This is a genomic window from Paenibacillus flagellatus, from assembly GCF_003217775.1.
GTDB classification, from domain to species: Bacteria; Bacillota; Bacilli; order Paenibacillales; family NBRC-103111; genus Paenibacillus_AB; species Paenibacillus_AB flagellatus.
Genome location: NZ_QJVJ01000006.1, coordinates 205,795 through 224,801, shown reverse-complemented (window position 1 = coordinate 224,801; position 19,007 = coordinate 205,795). Strand labels below are relative to the sequence as shown.

16 protein-coding genes are annotated in these 19,007 nt (G+C 60.7%); 14 read left to right on the top strand and 2 right to left on the bottom strand.

Annotation, left to right across the window (positions count from 1 at the left end):
* The first annotated feature begins 404 nt into the window (after positions 1-404).
* From DLM86_RS15205 to DLM86_RS15155, 11 genes are all read left to right on the top strand, one after another.
* A complete protein-coding gene (locus tag DLM86_RS15205; protein WP_110840884.1) occupies positions 405-1,763 on the top strand; it encodes an extracellular solute-binding protein in 1,359 nt (452 codons plus the stop codon).
* 575 nt (positions 1,764-2,338) lie between these two features.
* On the top strand, positions 2,339-3,223 hold the full coding sequence (locus tag DLM86_RS15200) for a carbohydrate ABC transporter permease (protein ID WP_110840883.1): 885 nt from the start codon (positions 2,339-2,341) through the stop codon (positions 3,221-3,223).
* Position 3,224: 1 nt separating this feature from the next.
* On the top strand, positions 3,225-4,049 hold the full coding sequence (locus DLM86_RS15195) for a carbohydrate ABC transporter permease (protein WP_110840882.1): 825 nt from the start codon (positions 3,225-3,227) through the stop codon (positions 4,047-4,049).
* 125 nt (positions 4,050-4,174) lie between these two features.
* Positions 4,175-5,494, top strand: coding sequence for an extracellular solute-binding protein (locus DLM86_RS15190; protein WP_110840881.1), 1,320 nt, complete (start codon positions 4,175-4,177; stop codon positions 5,492-5,494).
* Positions 5,495-5,652: 158 nt separating this feature from the next.
* A complete protein-coding gene (locus DLM86_RS15185; RefSeq protein WP_110840880.1) occupies positions 5,653-7,455 on the top strand; it encodes a cache domain-containing sensor histidine kinase in 1,803 nt (600 codons plus the stop codon).
* 5 nt (positions 7,456-7,460) lie between these two features.
* Positions 7,461-9,092: a response regulator transcription factor gene (locus DLM86_RS15180; protein WP_110841057.1), complete on the top strand. Its 1,632-nt coding sequence runs from the start codon at positions 7,461-7,463 to the stop codon at positions 9,090-9,092.
* Positions 9,093-9,236: 144 nt separating this feature from the next.
* Complete coding sequence (locus DLM86_RS15175; RefSeq protein ID WP_110840879.1) at positions 9,237-9,644, top strand: GntR family transcriptional regulator; 408 nt, start codon at positions 9,237-9,239, stop codon at positions 9,642-9,644.
* Entirely contained in the window at positions 9,641-10,354 is a 714-nt protein-coding gene (locus tag DLM86_RS15170) for an ABC transporter ATP-binding protein (RefSeq protein WP_110840878.1), read from the top strand. Before DLM86_RS15175 ends, DLM86_RS15170 begins: the two co-directional genes overlap by 4 nt.
* Positions 10,354-11,130 carry an ABC transporter permease gene (locus DLM86_RS15165; protein WP_110840877.1) on the top strand — a complete coding sequence of 259 codons (777 nt, stop codon included), beginning with the start codon at positions 10,354-10,356 and terminating at the stop codon, positions 11,128-11,130. The genes DLM86_RS15170 and DLM86_RS15165 overlap by 1 nt, the downstream gene beginning before the upstream one ends.
* Before the next feature lie 12 nt (positions 11,131-11,142).
* Positions 11,143-12,063: an ABC transporter ATP-binding protein gene (locus DLM86_RS15160; RefSeq protein WP_110840876.1), complete on the top strand. Its 921-nt coding sequence runs from the start codon at positions 11,143-11,145 to the stop codon at positions 12,061-12,063.
* 46 nt (positions 12,064-12,109) lie between these two features.
* Positions 12,110-13,252, top strand: a complete 1,143-nt coding sequence (locus DLM86_RS15155) for an ABC transporter permease (RefSeq protein WP_110840875.1) — start codon at positions 12,110-12,112, stop codon at positions 13,250-13,252.
* A gap of 10 nt (positions 13,253-13,262) precedes the next feature.
* On the opposite strand, the gene DLM86_RS15150 is transcribed toward DLM86_RS15155, so the two are convergent.
* Positions 13,263-13,517, bottom strand: a complete 255-nt coding sequence (locus DLM86_RS15150) for a hypothetical protein (RefSeq protein ID WP_110840874.1) — start codon at positions 13,515-13,517, stop codon at positions 13,263-13,265.
* Between the two features lie 142 nt (positions 13,518-13,659).
* Complete coding sequence (locus DLM86_RS15145) at positions 13,660-14,661, bottom strand: NAD(P)/FAD-dependent oxidoreductase (protein ID WP_110840873.1); 1,002 nt, start codon at positions 14,659-14,661, stop codon at positions 13,660-13,662.
* Between the two features lie 330 nt (positions 14,662-14,991).
* On the opposite strand from DLM86_RS15145, the gene DLM86_RS15140 reads away from it, so the two are divergent.
* The 3 genes from DLM86_RS15140 to DLM86_RS15130 all read left to right on the top strand — a co-directional run bounded on the left by DLM86_RS15140 (position 14,992) and on the right by DLM86_RS15130 (position 18,940).
* Positions 14,992-16,182 (top strand): NAD(P)/FAD-dependent oxidoreductase, encoded by a 1,191-nt coding sequence (locus tag DLM86_RS15140; protein ID WP_110840872.1) that lies wholly within the window; start codon positions 14,992-14,994, stop codon positions 16,180-16,182.
* A 37-nt stretch (positions 16,183-16,219) separates the two neighbouring features.
* A complete protein-coding gene (locus tag DLM86_RS15135; RefSeq protein WP_110840871.1) occupies positions 16,220-16,477 on the top strand; it encodes a hypothetical protein in 258 nt (85 codons plus the stop codon).
* Positions 16,478-16,624: 147 nt separating this feature from the next.
* Positions 16,625-18,940 (top strand): glycoside hydrolase family 95 protein, encoded by a 2,316-nt coding sequence (locus tag DLM86_RS15130; protein WP_110840870.1) that lies wholly within the window; start codon positions 16,625-16,627, stop codon positions 18,938-18,940.
* Positions 18,941-19,007 lie beyond the last annotated feature (67 nt).

Here is a 19,007-nt window from a genome sequence, read left to right as displayed (position 1 = left end):
CGCCGTCGGAGCGCGACGTTTCGCCTCTCCGGAAAGCTCGGATACCGGCGTACGGTCAGCAACCGGCTGACTTTCGCATCGCCGCGGGCCCGGTCCGGATGCGGCCGCTGTGCGGCAATCGCAATCGAATACGGCTAAAGCAATGGAGCCGCCTGTCGAAGGGCGGCTTTTTGCTTTTGACTGCACCATGACCGACGACCTTTAAATCGCGCTCGCTCCTCCCGGATCGGCCGTCGACGGTCGCTTCCCCTCGCGCTTGTTCCTCGCCTGCCCGCCGTCCCGAAACGCCCGACTAGAGAATTTTGCCCCTCCATTCGTGAAATGTCCGTCTACTGGAACGTCCCGGTTGTTCCTATAATCGAGGTGTAAGCGAAACGAACCGAATCCATTCAGGAGGTCACGGTATGAAAAAGACGAAATGGCTGTCCGTCGTCATGGCATTGACGATGGCGGCGACGACCGCGGCTTGCGGCGGCGGAACAGCCGATACGAAGACGGGCGGGTCGACTCCCGCGAATACGACCGCGAAACCGGCCGAGACGGACAAAGCGAAAGAATTCAAAATGACGATCCGTCACATCAACGTGCGCGAAACGGCGAAAAACACGCTGGCGATGCTGCAGGACGTCGTGAAGACGACCGAGTCGCAGGTGCCCGGCCTGAAGTTCGAGCTGGACGGCGTGGAGGACGTCGTCAACCGCGACCAGAAGCTGAAGGCGGAAATGGCTGCGGGCAACCCGCCCCCGATCTTCAACCTGTTCGGCGGTGACGACACGAAAAACTATTCGAAGGCGGGACGCCTGCTCGACTTGACGCCGATTTTGACGGAGCTCGGTTTGAAGGACAAATTCATGAACCTGAGCGAATTTACGGTCGACGGCAAAATTTACGGCTTGCCTGACGCGGGATATGTGGAGGGCGTCTTCTACAACACGAAAATGTTCGCGGACGCCGGCGTGCAGGTGCCGAAAACGTGGGACGAGTTTTTGAAAGTATGCGAGGCGCTCAAGGCGAAGGGCATTACGCCGATCGCGATGGGCGGCGGCAGCGGGGACGGCTGGGTCATCAACATGATGCTGAACACGCTCTTCGTCCGTCTCGGCGGTACGCAAATTCAGGAAAACTTCACGAAAGGCAGCTCCAAGTGGACGGACGCGCCGGTCGTCGAGGCGTTCAAGAAGCTTGACGAGCTGAAGCAAAAAGGCTACATCGACAAAAACGTCATCGCTATGAAATATCCGGACGGCCAGGCGAAGTTTTATACCGGCCAGGCGGCGATGCTGTTCGACGGCAGCTGGGCGATCGCGGGGATTACCGGCGAGAAGTCGACGATCAAGGACACCGTCAGCTTCTTCAACTTTCCGAGCATGGGCGGACCGGGCGACGACACGATCAACGGCGGCTTCTCGAACGGGTACGGCTTCTCCAGCAAGCTGAACGAGAACGAGCTGAAAGCGGTCAAGGCGTTCATCAAAAATTACTTTACCGAAGCGAACCAGCTTCGCGAGCTGAAAGCGTCCGGCCGCATCCCGGCCATGAAGCTGGCCGACATCGGCGATACGAAAGGGCTTGTCGCCGAAGTGGTCAAAGCGCAGGTCGCGGCGAAAAAAGGCGCGTTCCCGGCTTTCGACTCGCTCGTGCAGGCGACGGTGAAGAAGACGCTGGAGGCGACGTCGGAGGAGCTGCTCGGCGGCAAGGTGACGCCGGAGAAAGCGGCGGAGAAAATGCAGCAGGCGCAGGACGAGGCGAACAAAGCGAAATAAGGGCATACGCGGCGGGCGCCACACGAAAGCGGTGGCGTCCGCTTTTCTCTGCGGCCAGGGCCAGTGGGAGCGGAAATTCGGCCGGTCGGGAGCCAATAAGGTACAAATGTACGCTATTCGGGGGTGAACGGCCGTCCCCGAGGCGAATAAGGTACAAATGTACCTTATTCGGCGGGTGTGGAGCGGAAATTCGGCCGGTCGCGCGCAAATAAGGTACAAATGTACGCTATTCGGCGGCGAACGGCCCGTCCCCGCGGCGAATAAGGTACGAATGTACCTTATTCGGCGGGTGTAGAGGTAAACGGCCGTCCTCGCGGCCCAATAAGGTACAAATGCACCTTATTGGCGGGGCGTCTCGGGGTAGGGGCAAAATCGCGCCCCAAGGACGCTTAGAAGAGAGAAGGGAACAAGCTTTTTGCTCCGCCAAAAGCTTGGCATCTGCTTACGAAGCGAGTTTTTTGCTCCGCCAAAAGCTTGGCATCTGCTTACGAAGCGAGTTTTTTGCTCCGCCAAAAGCTTGGCATCTGTTTACGAAGCGAGTTTTTTGCTCCGCAAAAAACTCTCAGGAGGTTACCATGAACAAAGTACTGCGCAACCCGCTAGCTTACGCGCTGTTCGTCGTCCCCGCCTTGGCGCTGTACGTCACGTTTTACGTAGCCCCGATGTTCAGCTCGCTGCGGTATTCCGTCACGAGCTGGAACGGTATCAACGAAGCGACGTTCAACGGCTTGGACAATTTCGTCAAGGCGTTTCACGACGAAAAGTTTCTGATAGCGCTGAAAAACAACATCTATTTCGTGCTCTTTTCCGTGTTCGTGCAAATTCCGTTCATCGTCTTCATCTCGATTCTCGTCAGCGGCGTCCGCCGCTTCATCGACTTTTACAAGACGACGGTATTTTTGCCGAGCGTGCTGTCCACGGCGATCGTGGGCATCATCTGGAAGTTCATCTACCACCCGGACGCGGGGCTGATCAACCAAATTTTGCGCGCGGTCGGGCTCGAGTCGTGGACGCGAGGCTGGCTCGGGGAAGAAAAGTTCGCCTATCTCGCCATCCTCGTCACGAACGCGTGGCAGTGGACCGGCTTCTACATCGTGCTCGTGCTGGCCGCCATCTTCGCCATTCCGAAGGAGATGCAGGAGGCCGGCGAAATCGACGGCGCCGTCGGCTGGCGCAAGGCGCGGTATTTGACCGTGCCGCTCATCCGGCCGGTCATCCTCGTCATTACGCTGCTGTCCATCACCGGCGCGATGAAGGCGATGGACATCGTCCTGATCATGACGTCGGGCGGACCGTTCGGCAGCTCCGAAGTGATGGGGACGTACATGTACAAGCAAGCGTATTCGATGTCGCAGTTCGGCTACGCGAACGCGATTTCGATCATCATTTTCCTTTTCACCTGTTTGCTGACGCTGATCTTTTACTTGGTCACGAGAAGGATGGAGGAGGTCGAATATTGAGATGAATCGCCGCATGAATATCGTTCCGCACCTGATCCTCCTTCCGTACGTCGCCATCATCCTGTATCCGCTCTTGTTCGTATTCAATTCGTCGTTCAAGGGCAATTCGGAAATCGTGCTCAAGCCGTGGCGTTTGCCCGAATCGTTCGAGTGGGACAATTATGCGAACGCCTTTTCGAACTCGCATATCGGCAAATATTTCTTCAACAGCCTGTACATCAGCACGCTGTCCACGCTGGCGGGCATTCTGCTCGCGACGGCGATCGCGTATGCGGTCACCCGGATGAAATTCCCGAAGCTGAGCAAGCTCGTCTACGGCGTCCTGCTGCTGTCGCTGCTCATTCCTCCGGTGTCGCTGCTCATTCCGCTCTACATCATGATCAAGGACATGGGCTTCTACAATACGCCGCTCGCGCTGCTCGTGCCGTATACCGCCTTCGGCATTCCGCTGTCCGTGTTCATTATCGCGGCGTTTCTGAAATCGATCCCGAAGGAGCTGGAGGAGGCGGGCATCATGGACGGCTTGTCCGTCTACGGCCTGCTCGGCCGAATCGTCCTGCCGCTGACGACGCCGACGCTCGTCACGGTGTTCATCCTGAACTTCATGAACCATTGGAACGAATACATCATGGCGAGCATGTTCCTGTCCAGCCAAAACCTGCGCACGCTGCCCGTGGCGGTCGTCGCGTTCATGGATAAGTTCAACATGAACTACGGGGCGCTCTGCGCGTCGGTCATGATCAGCTGTATCCCGGTCATCGTCGTCTACGCGGTGCTGCAGCGAAAAATTATCGAGGGCGTGACGGCCGGCAGCGTAAAAGGCTGACCGCCACCCGTCCGGCACGTCCTGACAACGGTTCGATTATCGTTTATGATGAGAGCAGAATGACGCGCACCGGAGAAACGCCGCGTCGCGCGACGACTTCGTTCGGCTTTGGAGGAGGGGAGCGCATGAACCGAAAAGGAACCGTCCTGCTCCCGCTGGCGCTCGCGTTGTCGGTCGCGGCGAGCGGCTGCGCCTTCCCCGGGGGACGAGGCGGGACAGCGCCCGGCCATGAGGAGGCGAAGCCGTTCACCGTGTCGCTGCGACACGTGCAGGTGCGCGACGATGCGAAGCCGAGGCTGCGTATGCTCGAGGACGTCGTCGCCAAGATGGAGCGGGACGTGCCGGGCTTGAAGGTGGAGATGGAGGGCGTCGAAGACCGGGTCAACCGGTTCGAGAAGCTGCCGGCGGAGATGGCGACGGGGACGCCGCCGAAAATATTCGATCTGTTCGGCGGGACGGATACGCAAAAGTACGTGAAGGCGCACCGGCTGCTCGATTTGACCCCGGTTTTGAACGAGCTCGGCTTGAAGGACAAATTTTTCAACCTCGACGAATTTACGGTGGACGGCAAAGTGTACGGGCTGCCGACGGCCGGGTTCGTGGAGGGCGTCTATTACAACAAGAAGCTGTTCCGCGAGCTCGGCGTCGGCGTGCCGAAGACGTGGGAGGAATTTCTCGCCGTCGCGGAGAAGGCGAAGGCGGCGAACGTCACCCCGTTGGCGCTCGCCTCGGCCGACGGCTGGGTCGCGAACATGATGATCAACACGATGTGGGTGCGCACGGCGGGCGTCGATTCCGTCCCCGGCTTCGTGAACGGGACGAGGAAATGGACCGACGAAGACGTCCTCGACGCCTTCCGGCGGTACGAGACGCTCGTCCGGAAAGGCTACTTCCAAGCGAACAATCTCGGCTTGAAATACGCGGAGCAGCAAAACGCGTTCCGCAGCGGCGAAGCGGCGATGATGTTCGACGGCAGCTGGGTGAACTCGGCGCTATGGGACAAGGACAAGTCGAAAATCGTAAACGACGTCGGCTTCTTCAACTTCCCGGACATGGGAGGGAAGGGCGACGGGGCGATCAACGCCAGCTATTCGAACGGCTACGGCTTCTCCGCCAACGTCAACGACAACGAGATGAAGGCGGTCAAGCAGTTTATCAAAATCATGTTCAGCGAAGAGATGCAGAAGCGCCAGCTGCTCGAGGTCGGCGTCCTGCCCGCGATGAAGCTGACCGACCTGACCGGCGTCAATCCGATCGTCGGCGAAATTCTTCAAGCGGCGGATACGAAAAAGTTCCCGGCATTCGATTCGATTGTGCAGGCGAAGGTGAGGGAACGGCTCGAAACCGGCATGCAGGAGCTGCTCGGCGGCAAGACGACCGCGGAGAAGCTGCTCGAGAGCGTCCAGCTCGTTCAAGAAAGCGCGAACAAGGAAACGAAGCGTTGAGATCGGACCCGCGAACGCGTAACGGAGTCGTCGTTCGCCGTCAAGCGGAAAGGATGGCCATACCGGGGCGGGGCCGTTTCGGCCGGTCGCTCCCGCATTCGGCCCGCCGTGCGGCGGCGGCAAACGCGAATGACGTCAGAGAGAGAGGGGGCGCAGCGATGAATCTTCGCAAAAAAGTGTTTACGGCGTTTGTCGGATTTATCGTCGTCCCTTTGTTCGTGCTCGGGGTCATCACGTATTTGGTGTCGCAGCATATTATCGAGAAAAACTTCGCCGAGCAGTCGGAATTTACGCTCAAGGCGGTCGGACGCAACATCACGTACATGCTCAAGGAAGCGAACTACTTCTCCGACGTCAATTTGCTGCAGCAGGACATCCAGGACGCGCTCGCCGAGAAGGAGCGGATCGAGCTGATCGACATCGCCGCCAACATCCGGACGCTGCAGCGGACGTTTCTCGCGTACGCTCCGGCTTACTCGGTCGCGCTGTACAACTTCCGCGGGCAAGGATTCGGCGACGGCAAAATCGGCCACAGCCTCATGCCGTACGAGGCGCTCATCCGGCATCCCGTCTATCCGGAGGTCAGGCGGCTGAACGGCTTGTCCAAATGGATCGGACCGCACGAATATCCCGAGCTGACGGGCGACAACGGGCTGTTTACGCAAATTCGCGTCGTCAACGACAAATATACGCTCGACAACAAGGGCATTTTGATCCAGCAGCTGCAATTTCAGGAGCTGGACAAAATTTTCAACTTTTTCGGCACCGGAGCCCGCAAGGACGTCCGGTTCATGATCGTGGGCCGGGACGGCGTCGTCATGGTCGACAACAAAAAAAAGCTGGACGGCCGGTCCATCTTCGACCAGACCGCCGGGCGAATCGATCTCGCGTCCGAATACGCGAGCGGCAAAATGGATTTCGACGGAGTGGAAAGCGTCGTGTCCGTCCATCATTTGGAGCTGAGCGACCTGGGCTCGATGAACTGGACGCTCGTGTCGGTGACGCCGTGGGACGTCTTGTCCGGGTCGACCGTCGTCGTGGTGCGGTGGATCGCCGCGATTACGACGCTGTCGCTCGTCTGCGCGCTGCTGTTCAACCTGCTCTTCGTCAACCGGAACATCCGGTTCATCCTGAAGGTCGTCAGCTCGATGAAGCGGGTCGAGATCGGCGATCTGGACATCCGCGTGCTGACGAAGGGAACGGACGAGACGGCGGTGCTGGCGCGCGGCTTCAATTCGCTCGTGGCGCGGATCGGCACCCTGCTCGAGGAAGTGAAGCGGGAGCAGCAGCGCAAAAACAAAGCCGAGCTCATGCTGCTGCAGGCGCAAATCAAGCCGCACTTCATCTTCAACACGCTCGAGTCGATCAACGCGCTCGCCGTCCAGAACGAAGGGCGCAAGGTGAGCCAGCTCGTGCACCGGCTCGGGACGATACTCCGGATCAGCTTCACCGCGCGGGAAGAAATTCCGCTCCGTCTCGAGATCGATCATTTGCGCAATTACTTGCAAATCCAGTCGTACCGGTTCGAAAACCTGTTCGACTACGACATCGACGTGCCGGACCATCTCGGCCGCTTCTCGATCTTGAAGCTGACGCTGCAGCCGCTCGTCGAGAACAGCATCCAGCACGGCTTCGACGGCATGGAGCGCGGGGGGCGGCTCGTCGTGCGGGCGGAGGAACGCGAAGACCGCATCGTCCTGTACGTCGAGGATAACGGCAAAGGGATCCCGCACCGGACGCTGTCGCGGTTCCACGCCAAGACGGAGGAGCCTTGCGGCGAGCCGCATCGTCAGACGGCGGAGGACGGCGGCGCCGCCATCGAGCGAATCGGACTCGGCCTGCCGAACGTGGCGGACCGGATCCGTATCCAGTACGGCGCGCGATACGGCTTATTCGTCTGCAGCGAGGAAGGGAAAGGTACGATCATCCAAATAACGATACCGAAATACGAGGCCGGGTGACGCGGATGAACTTGAAGGCACTTCTCGTCGACGACGAAATCAACATCATGCGCAACTTGCAGACGGTCATTCCGTGGGAACGCATGGGCATCGACATCGTCGGCATGGCGACGAACGGCGCGAAGGCGCTCGAGCTGATCGAGGAGCGGATGCCCGATCTGATCCTGTCCGACATCCGGATGCCGGTCATGGACGGCATCGCGCTGCTCCAGCAGCTGCAGGAGCGCCAATACGAAGGCGAAGTGATCATGCTGACCGGCTTCCAGGAGTTCGATTACGCGCGGTCGGCGGTGAAGTACGGAGCGAAGGACTATATTTTGAAGCCGATCGATTACGAGGAGCTGCAGTCGATCGTCGAGCGGCTCGCCCAGCAAATTCGCGAACGGCGCGCGGCTAAGCGGAACGAGGAGAAAAAGTGGCGGCATCTGTCGACGCTCGCCCATCAAAAAATATTGTACGACGTCCTGATGGACTACGCGTCGGTCAGCGATCCCCATCTGCCGTCCGACGACGAGGAAGCGATGAGGCGGTTCGACTACACGCTGCTCGTCGCCGATCTGGACGGCTATTCGCGCATCGCCCGGCCGTGGAACGAGCGCGAGCGAAAGCTGTGGAATTTCGCCGTCCGCAACGTGCTCCAGGAAGCGCTGCTGCCGCGCGAGCTCGATTACGCCGTCCTGCAAACCCGCGAAGGGGAATGGTGCGTGCTCGTCCGGCGCCGGCCGGGCAGTCCCGATCCCGCGTCGGACGAAGTGCGGGGCTGGTGCGAGACGCTGCAGCAGGCGGTCGCCCAATACGTCAAGCTGCCGGTCAGCGTCGGCATTTACCCGTGTCCCGTCCCGATGGAAGCGCTGGCGGAAAGCTACAAATGCGTCCAGCGGGCGCTCCAGCTGTCGCCGGAGAAGCAGCAAGTGCTGCTCGTGGACAACCGGTGCGACGAGAGCGAGACCGAGGACGAGTCGCTGTGGCCCTTGGTCGACGAGCTGGTAGCGGGGCTCAAGCAGTGCGACCGGGCGCGGACGGAGCAGGCGACGCGCGGGCTGAACGCGAGCGTGAAGGCGATCTTGGCGCAGTCGGTGCTGCGCGGCGAGCAAATTTTGCACTTCGTCGTCCTGCACCTCATGCGGGAAATGCGCGAGGTCGGCATGCTGGAAGGAAGCCGGGAGGACGCGGTCTGGGCCAAGCTCGAGAAAAGCGTAAGCGTCAAGGAATTGCTCTGCACGATCGACGAGCTCGTCCAAGAATGCTTGAACGCGCGCGTAGCCAAGAAGACGAGCGAGCTGCTCATGATGAGCGCCAAAGACTACATTCACCGCCATCTCGGCAACGACCTCGGCATCGAGGAGCTGGCCGACCATCTCGGCATCAGCTGCAGCTATTTCAGCCTGCTGTTCAAGCAGCAGTACGGGGAGACGTTCGTCGAATACGTAACCCGGCAGCGGATGGAGACGGCGAAGTCGCTTCTGCTCATGACCGACAAAAGCGTCACCCAGATCGGCAAAACGGTCGGGTACGCGGAACGACGGTATTTCACGAAAGTGTTTCACAAGTTTTGGGGAATGACGCCGACCGAGCTGCGGGAGAAGAGCGGCGGTCCCGGGTCGGGCAAGGACGAATCGTTTTTTTCTTTGTTGTGATCGGATGCGGCAATTGGCGGCAAGCGCCTCCTCGCGGGGCGCTTTTTTGCATTCCGCCAAAAGTTACTTGCATTAAGTGTACTAAGTGATATAATACACTTAGAACGAGTAACCGGAACGAACGGGAAGACAGGAGGTACGCCGATGAACGAACAGCAGGTTGGCGCGTTACGATTTCACATCGATTTCAGTCAACCGCTATACGAGCAAATATTGGATCAAGTGCGAAGTTCCATCGCGAAAGGAGAGATCGGCTTGGGAGAGAAAATGCCGTCGGTGCGCGAGCTGGCGCAGGAGCTGCGGATGAACCCGAATACCGTCATGCGTGCGTACATGGAGCTGGAGCGGGACGGATTGACGGAGAAGCGGCGAGGGCAGGGCACGTTCGTCACGTCGTCCGCCGAACGGGTGAAGACGTTCCGGACGGACCTGGCGGCCCGCTACATCGAGTCGTTCATGGCGCAGATGGAAAGCTTGGGCATGACGTGGGAAGACATCGAAGATTATGTCCGACGCCGGTCGCGGGCGGAGGAAGGAGGGCCGACATCATGACGCAGCCGATTATATCATGCAAGCAGGCGACGAAACGTTACGGCAGGAAAGCGGCGCTCGACGGACTGACCGTCGACATTCCGGCCGGCCGGATCGTCGGCGTCCTCGGCCCGAACGGCTGCGGCAAGTCGAGCTTCTTCCGCGCGATCGCGGGTCTCGTCACGCCCGACGAAGGCACGGTCGAGGTGTTCGGCCGCCGGCCCGGCTGGCGAACGAACGGCGATATCGCCTACTTGCCCGATCGGGCGCGCTGGTACCCGAACTATACGGCGATGCAGGCGATCGAGTGGGGGCAATCGTTCCTGCCCGGGTTCGATATGGAAACCGCCAAGCGGCTCGCCGGATGGATGGACGTCGAGCTGGACACGAAGATCGGCGGCATGAGCCGCGGCCAGGAAGCGCGCGTGCTTCTCATTCTATGCCTCGCCCGCGACGTGCCGCTCGTCATGCTGGACGAACCGTTCGCCGGCATCGACGTCATGTCCCGCGAGGCGATCGTCTCGGGCATTATCGATCATTTGGAAAGCCGCGACCAGACGATGCTGATCAGCACTCACGATATTCAGGAGGTCGAGGGGCTCTTCGACTATACGGTCATGATGGACCGGGGAAAGGCGATCTGGTCAGGCGAAACGGACGATTTGCGCGCCGAGTACGGCTCGCTCCGGGACGTCTTTCGGACTATGTACGCAAAGGAGTGGAAGCGTTGATGCGTTCCGATACGTTTTGGGCGCTCGTGCGCCACGAGTTCAAGCGGAAAGGAAGCTGGAGGAAGCGCAGCCGTACGCCTGTCGCCAAATGGTGGTGGATCGCCTACTTGTCGATCGTGCTGATCGCCGTCATCGGCTCGACGACGTATTTCGCCATCCGCGAAACGCTGCAGCTGGATCATATTTGGTATGCGACGGCCGGCTTTCCTTTCGCGCTGTTTTTCATAGGCGTCGGCCAAGTGAAGCGGGAATGGGAGAACGATACGTACGGCTGGTGGCTGACGCTGCCGTATTCGCGCCTGCGACTCGTCGGCGCCAAATGGATCGGCGCTTGGCTGCGCATCGTCGCCATCGTCGCCGTCGTCTTCGCCGCCGCTACGCTGTACGTCGCGATCATCGCGCTTTTCATAAGCCGCTACACGTTCGACGACGTCGTGTCGTTCGCCGTATCCGGCTTGAACTGGCTGCTTCCGCTTGTCGGCTTCAGCCCGCTGCTGCTGTCGCTCGGCATGCTGCTGGCGAGTGCGCAGCATACGTCTTGGAGACCGCTCTCTCCCGTCCTGTGGGTCGTCGTGATGAGCTCGGGCGGTTGGATGTACGCCTCGCTCGACCGACTATTCCCGGAAAACGGCATGCTCCGCGATTCGGGCGCGCAGATGGCCGTCCTGTTTCCGTACGGTTGGGGGATGCCCGCCGCCGTGGCGGCCAGCCTGGTCGTTTCGTACGCGATCGTACGGTTGTCGGCTTATTTGTTGGAGAAGAAATTGACCGTGTAGGAGGGATACCGTATGGAGACGATTTTGGAAGTATCGCAGCTGCGCAAAGCGTACGGGAAAAAAGAAGCGCTGCGCGACGTGACGTTTTCGCTCCGCGCCGGGACGTCGTTCGGCTTTCTCGGTCCGAACGGGGCGGGGAAATCGACGACGATGAAAATATTGACCGGCATCGTCAATGCCGACGGCGGCACCGTGAAGCTGTTCGGCCGCGACGCGACGAACGACGCCGACGCCGTTGCGCGTCATATCGGCTACGTCCCCCAGGACATTACGCTGTACGAGAAGCTGAGCGCCTACGATAACCTCGAGTTTTTCGGCCAATCGTACGGCGTGCGCGGCGCCGAGCTGAAGAAGCGCATTCGCGAGGTGCTGGAGCGAACCGGTCTCGTCGACCGGGCGAACGACGAGGTGCAGACGTTCTCCGGCGGCATGAAGCGGAGAATCAACATCGCCGCGGCGATGCTGCACCGCCCGAAGCTGCTCATTCTCGACGAGCCGACGGTCGGCATCGATCCGCAGTCGCGCAATCATATATTCGACATGATCCGGGAGTTGAACCGGGAAGGGGTCGCCATCCTTTATTCGACGCATTATATGGAAGAGGTCGAGACGCTTTGCGACGAGGTCGCGATTATGGATCAAGGCACCGTCAAGGCGAAAGGACCGCTCGGCGAGCTGCTGGAGCGATACGGCCGGCAGGCGATTTACGTGGAAGTGGCGGGGATGAAAGAGCCGCCTCATAGTCCCGGCGTCGCAAAGGCGTCCAAGGAAGGGGCCGGATGGATTTTGGAAACCGACCGGGTCGGCGAACTGATGCAGCGGCTGTTGAACGAAGCGGCGCACCGCCGGTGGGACGTGAAGCAGCTCGAGGTCGTCCGGCCGTCGCTCGAGAACGTATTTTTGACCGTAACCGGTACGGCATTGCGAGATTAACGTTGCGGCCGTCGACCGCTCGGAACAAGAAAGAGGGAGATAAACGATGAGAGCGATCATCCTGAAGGAATTGAAACTGATCCGCAAAGACAGGCGCAGCTTCTTCTTCCTGCTGCTCATGCCGCTGCTGTTCATCCTCATGTTCGCCTCCGTGTTCAATGGATCGGGCGATTCGGGTACGATTACGCTGCAGGCGGTCGACCAGGACGGGACGGAAGCGTCGCGGGCGCTGCTCGCGCAGGCGGGGCGGGTCATGGACGTAAAGCCGTCGGACGCATCGGGGCTGGACGACCGAATCGAGCAAATCAAGCAGGGGCAGCTGACGGCCGTCCTCGTCATACCGCCCGGCTTCGAAGCGGCGCTGAAAAGCGGCGGCGCCGCCGATGTGAAGCTGATCCGGGACGCGGCGGCGGAGGCGTCGGTCGCCCCGATCCAAGCCCTCTTGGACGGGATCGCCAAGCAATACCGCGAGGAGAAGCTGAGCTCCACGCTGCAGTCGCTCGGCGAGACGGAGGCGCAGGCGGAGCGGACGCTGGCTTCCCCGATCCGGATCGAAACCGTCGCGGCTTCCTCCGATCATTTCGATCCGATCGATCAAGTGGTGCCGGGCATGACGGTCATGTTCGTCTTCTATATTATGATTACGATGACGCGGCGTTTCTTCGACGAGAAGAAAACCGGCCTTCTCTCGCGCATCCGCAGCACGAACATCAAGCCGCTGCACTACTTGATCGGCATGTGGGTGCCGTTCATGCTGACGGTCATCGCCCAATGCGTCGTTCTGTTCACCTTCGGTCATTTCGTTTACGATTTGCAGCTCGGCGATACGTACGCGCTCGGACTCATCGTGCTCGGCTTGAGCATCGCGGGCACGGGGATCGGTCTCGGTCTATCGTTCATCGTACCGGGGGAAGGAGCGGCGATGGTCATTACGCAATTGATTTCGATGGGCGGAGCCATGGTCGGCGGCCTGTGGATGCCGTCCTACATGCTGCCCGATTTGGTCCAAAAGATCGGCCATTTCACGCCGCAATATTGGGCACAGCACTCGCTGCTCGACGTCATCGCGCACGGCGCCCATATCGGCGACGTCGCCGGCGCCGTACTCGTGCTGCTGACGTTCGGCTTGGCCGGGCTCGCCGTCGCGTTTTTCCGGCTGCCTTCGTTTCTTAGATCGGCGGCGAATTAAACGCCGGCCGTTAAGAATCCCATTCCTTCACCTGCAGGACGGCGTCCCGGCCGCATGCCGCGCAGTACGTCCGGTGAATGCACGTATGCTCGGCCAAATCCGGATAGCCGTTCGTCAGCTTCATATCGTCGATCGGCCGATAAGGGGCGTAAGGCCCCGTATAATCGTCGAGCCTGCCGCCGTCCGTCAGCGGCTGGCCGCAATTCGGGCAAGGCGCATGCAGGGGGAGAAGCCCGTTGCAGAGCGGGCAAACGGATGATGTCATGAAAGCTGTCCCCTTTCCGTGGAATATGGCTGCGGCCGATTACGGATAGCGTGCCCCGCGCAGCGGCGGCGGATTCGCATTATAATGAAAGAAAAGGTATTCCGACGGTTGTCGGAATACCTTTTTGCGTGAAAAGCCGCTATTAAAACTTCATGTTGCTGCTGTGGCCCGGGGACAGCTTCGCATCCGGATCGATGTACACTTTGGCGTTGTTGATGGCGGTTGGCGCCTCGCCGAAGCCGACGGCGATCAGCTTCAGCTTGCCGGGATACGTCGTAATGTCGCCCGCGGCGAAAATGCCCGGAATCGACGTCTCCTGACGGGAATCGACGACGATGGAGCCGCCGTCGATCGTCAGTCCCCATTCGGCGATCGGCCCGATGGAGGAGACGAAGCCGAAGTTGACGATAACCGCGTCGACCGGCACGTTCTCGACGGCGCCGGACTTGACGTCCTTGATCGTGACCGATTCGATGCGGTCGGTTCCGTTCAAGCTTTCGATCTCTTTCGGCGTCACGACGTTCACTTTCGATTTCATGAGCAGCTCGACGCTATGCTCGTGCGCGCGGAACTTGTCGCGGCGGTGAATGAGCGTCACCTTCTCGGCGATCGGCTCCAGCATGAGCGCCCAGTCGACCGCGGAGTCGCCGCCGCCGCTGATGAGCACCTTTTGGCCGGCGAACTTGTTCAGATCGCTGACGAAATAATGAAGGTTTTGTTTCTCGAACTTCGCCGCCTCCGGCAGCTCCAGCCTGCGCGGCTCGAATGCGCCGACCCCGGCCGTAATGATGATCGCCTTCGACGAATGGACGCCCTTGTCCGTTTCCACCTCGAAATGGCGTTCGTCCAGTTTTCTGACCTTGAGCACTTTTTCTTCGAGGCAGACGTCGACCGGAAAATGGCTCATTTGCTCGTTCAGCCGGTTGACCAGCTCCTGGGCCGTCACCTTCGGAAAGCCCGCAACGTCGTAAATGTATTTTTCAGGGTAAAGCGCAGCAAGCTGTCCGCCCAGCTGCGGCATGCTCTCGATAATTTTGACGGACGCTTGACGCATTCCCGCATAGAACGCCGCAAACATACCGGCAGGCCCGCCGCCGATAATGATGATGTCGGTCAATGGTTGGCTCTGTACGTTCGATGACACGAAACTTGACACCTCCGAGTCGTATTTTCACACCATCTCATTATAAACTTCCAAACTAGTCGAAGGGAAGCGATTTTGTCACAAATAACGACAAAATTTAGACATCTTGGCGCTTGATATTTTGTATGGGAAGATATATGATTGCACTTGATAAACGTTCATAGGATTGGAGAAATTGCGTACAAGCGCCGGAAGCGGGCTTAAGCCGCCGCGTGCGGGACCGAATGGGGCCGCAGATGCGATCGACGCATGTGCGCTTGTGTCATTTTTCACAATGTTAAGAAGAACGTATAGAGAGCAAAACCAACAAGGATATGGAAGGGATAACAGATGAGCACAGTTCCAAGAATCGTCATTTTGGGCGCAGGCTACGGTGGCGTGCTGACCGCTCTGAGGCTGCAGAAGGAGCTCAATTATAACGAAGCGAACGTCACGCTGGTCAACAAGCACGACTATCATTACATCACGACGCACCTGCACATGCCTGCGGCCGGAACCGACGATCCGGAGAATGCGCGAGTCAGCATCTCCAAGCTGATCGACGAGTTCAAGATCGATTTCGTCAAATCGACCGTCGTCCAAATCAAGCCCCAGGAGAGAAAAGTCATCCTAGAGGACGGCACGCTGTCCTACGATTACTTGGTTATCGGTCTCGGCGGAGAGTCGGAAACGTTCGGCATCCCCGGGCTTCAAGAATATGCGCTCAACATTCGCAGCATCAACAGCGTCCGCTTGATCCGCGAGCATATCGAGTACCAGTTCGCCAAGTTCAAGCGCGAGCCCGAACGGAAAGATTACCTGACATTCGTCGTCGGCGGAGCGGGCTTCACCGGCATCGAGTTCATCGGCGAGCTGGCCGACCGTATTCCGAAGCTGTGCAAGGAGTTCGACGTCGACCCGTCGCTTGTCAAAATATATAACATCGAAGCGGCCCCGACGGCGCTGCCGGGCTTCGATCCGGAGCTCGTCGAATACGCGATGCAAGTGCTGACGAACAAAGGCGTCACGTTCAAAATCGCCACCGCGATCAAGGAATGCACGCCGGACGGCGTCGTGCTCGCCGACGGGGAAACGATCCGATCGTCGACCGTCGTCTGGACGGGAGGCATTCGCGGCAACCGTCTCGTCGAGCAGGCCGGCTTCGAGGCGATGCGCGGCCGCGTCAAGGTCGACGAATTTTTGCGGACGACTCAGTTTGAAAATGTATACATTATCGGCGATTGCTCCCTTATTATCAACGATCAAGGACGGCCTTATCCGCCAACGGCCCAGATCGCGATGCAGCAGGGCGTCACTTGCGCGTACAATTTGGTCGCATCGATCCGCAACCAGCCGCTGCGCGAATTCAAGTTCGACAACAAGGGCGTCGTCGCATCGCTCGGCAAGGGCGAGGCGATCGGCATCGTGTTCGGCAAGAAGCTGAAGGGCGGCATGGCGGCGCTGATGAAGAAGCTGATCGACCTGCGGTATTTGTACATCATCGGCGGCATTCCGCTCGTCCTGCGCAAAGGAAAGTTTTGACGGCCGCATGAGACGGTTCCGGTAGGAGGTAACGCCCGTGAGACATTGCAGCGTTCAAGTGCGGGGGCTGCTGACCCGCGGAGAGCTGGACCGGTACAACGCGCTGATGGAGGTCGGTTCGTTTCTCGAATCGGTCGACCGGCACGATCTCGCTTATACGGTGCAGAAGGAAGTCGATCTGCTCATCATGCCGGCGATCGAGCGGCTGAAGGACAAGGGACGCGCCCGCGACCGCGCGGACGAAGAATATTTGCGGCGTCTGGCCGCAGGCGAAGACGACGAGGACGACGATTGACGAATTTCATATGCTATAAGCTCCATGTAGGGGACGGTCAGCCGAGCGGCTGGCCGTCCTTTTCGTATTTTTGGCATTGACAGAAAGTGGGTATGCGTTTACATTGAGGTTACCGGTAACCTCAACGATGCGAGGAGGAGAAGAAAGATGAACGAGACGAAGCTGCGGTACAAACGGCCCGCTCAAGCGTGGGTGCAGGCGCTGCCGGTCGGCAACGGCCGGCTTGGCGGCATGGTGTTCGGCGGCACGGCCGAGGAACGCATTCAATTGAACGAGGATTCCGTATGGTACGGGGGACCGCGCGAGCGGGACAATCCGGAGGCGCTCCGCCATCTCGGGGACATTCGCCGGCTGCTGTTCGAAGGGAAGCCGCAGGAGGCGGAGCGGCTCGCGCGAACGGCGATGACGTCGGTGCCGCAGCATTTCGGGCCGTATCAGACGCTCGGCGATTTGAAGCTGCAGTTCGAGGGCGTGGCGCAGGACGTCTCCGATTATTCGCGCGAGCTTGATTTGGCGACGGCAATCGCGTCCGTCGAGTTCGCGTCGGGGGGGACGAAGCATCGCCGCGAAACGTTTGCGAGCGCGGAGGATCAGGCGCTCGTCGTCCGGCTGACCGCGGAGGCGGCCGGCGGCGTGACGGTCATCGCCAGCTTGAGCCGACGGCCGTTCGAAGGTGACGTCGGGCCGGCCGGGCCGGATACGATCGTCATGAGCGGACGATGCGGGGCGGACGGGGTGACGTACGCCGCCGCGCTGAAGGCGGTGGCCGACGGCGGAAGCGTGAGCATCGTCGGCAACTATTTGTGCGTCGAAGGCGCGGATGCGGTGACGTTCATCGTCGCGAGCCAGACGTCGTTCCGCCACGACGATCCGCGCGCCGTCTCCGTCGCGCAGGCGGAAGCGGCCGCCCGGCTCGGCTATGCTTCTCTTCGCGAGCGTCACGTCGCGGCGCATCGCGCCTTGTTCGACCGGGTGTCGCTCGAGCTGGATGCGGCGGACGCCGCGGACGCCGTCGCGATGGCGGCGCTGCCGACGGACGAGCGGCTCGCGCGGGTGCGGGACGGCGGGCGGGACGCCGGTCTCGAGGCGTTGTTTTTTCAGTACGGGCGATATTTGCTGCTCGCCAGCTCCCGTCCGGGCACGCTTCCGGCCAACCTGCAGGGCATCTGGTGCGATAGCTTTACGCCGCCGTGGGAGTCGGACTATCATATCAACATCAACCTGCAGATGAATTATTGGCCGGCGGAGGTCGCCAATTTGGCCGAATGCCACGAGCCGGTGTTCGACCTGCTCGACCGGCTCCGCGAGAACGGGCGGCGGACGGCGAGGACGGTATACGGGGCGCGGGGCTTCGTCGCCCATCACGCGACCGATTTGTGGGCGGACACGGCCATCCAGGGCAACTACATCCCCGCCGTCTTCTGGCCGACCGGAGGGGCGTGGCTCGCTTTGCACGCGTGGGACCATTACCGGTTCGGCCGGTCGGAGACGTTCCTGGCCGAGCGGGCTTATCCGATCCTGAAGGAAGCGGCGGAGTTTTTCCTCGATTTCCTCGTCGAGGACGATCGCGGCCGGCTCGTGACGGCGCCGTCGCTGTCGCCGGAAAACCGCTATAGGCTGCCGAACGGCAACGTCGGCTGCCTGTGCGTCGGCCCGTCGATGGACGCGCAAATCGTGTTCGCCTTGTTCGACGGCTGCATCGAGGCGTCGCGCCGGCTTGCGGTCGACGACGAATTCCGGGCGAAGCTGGAGGAGGCGATCCGACGGCTGCCGCAGCCGGAAATCGGGAAGCACGGCCAGCTGATGGAATGGTCGGTCGATTACGAGGAGCCGGAGCCCGGCCATCGGCACATCTCCCATTTGTTCGCCCTTCATCCGGGCGAGCAAATTACGCTGCGCGGCACGCCGGAGCTCGCGCAGGCGGCGCGCGTGACGCTGGAGCGGCGCCTGCGTCACGGCGGCGGCCACACCGGCTGGAGCCGGGCGTGGATTATCAACTTCTGGGCGCGGCTCGAGGACGGCGAGCAGGCGTACGACAATTTGCATGCGCTGCTGGCGAAGGCGGTTCACCCGAACTTGTTCGGCGACCATCCGCCGTTCCAGATCGACGCGAACTTCGGCGGGGCGGCGGCCGTCGCGGAGATGCTGCTCCAGTCGCACGGCGGGGAGCTGCGGCTGCTGCCGGCGCTGCCGAAGGCGTGGCCGGGAGGCCGCGTCCGGGGGCTGCGGGCGCGCGGCGGCTTCGAGGTCGACATCGCGTGGCGCGATGGCGTCCTGACCGAAGCCGTCGTCCGCTCGGCCGCCGGAGGCGCCTGCGTCGTGCGGGCCGACGTCCCGCTCGCCGTGACGGCGGAGACGCCGGCGGGAGCGGTCGACGGGCCGCCGCTCGCCCGCGGCGACGGGCCGCTCCGCTTCGACGCGGGAGCGGGGCGGAGCTACCGGCTGCGGCCGGAGCGGGCGTAGCGGCTGTAGCGGAACGGCGTCCGCCCGCCCTTGCGGATCGGCGTCGATCTGCGGCAGGGGCGGGCGG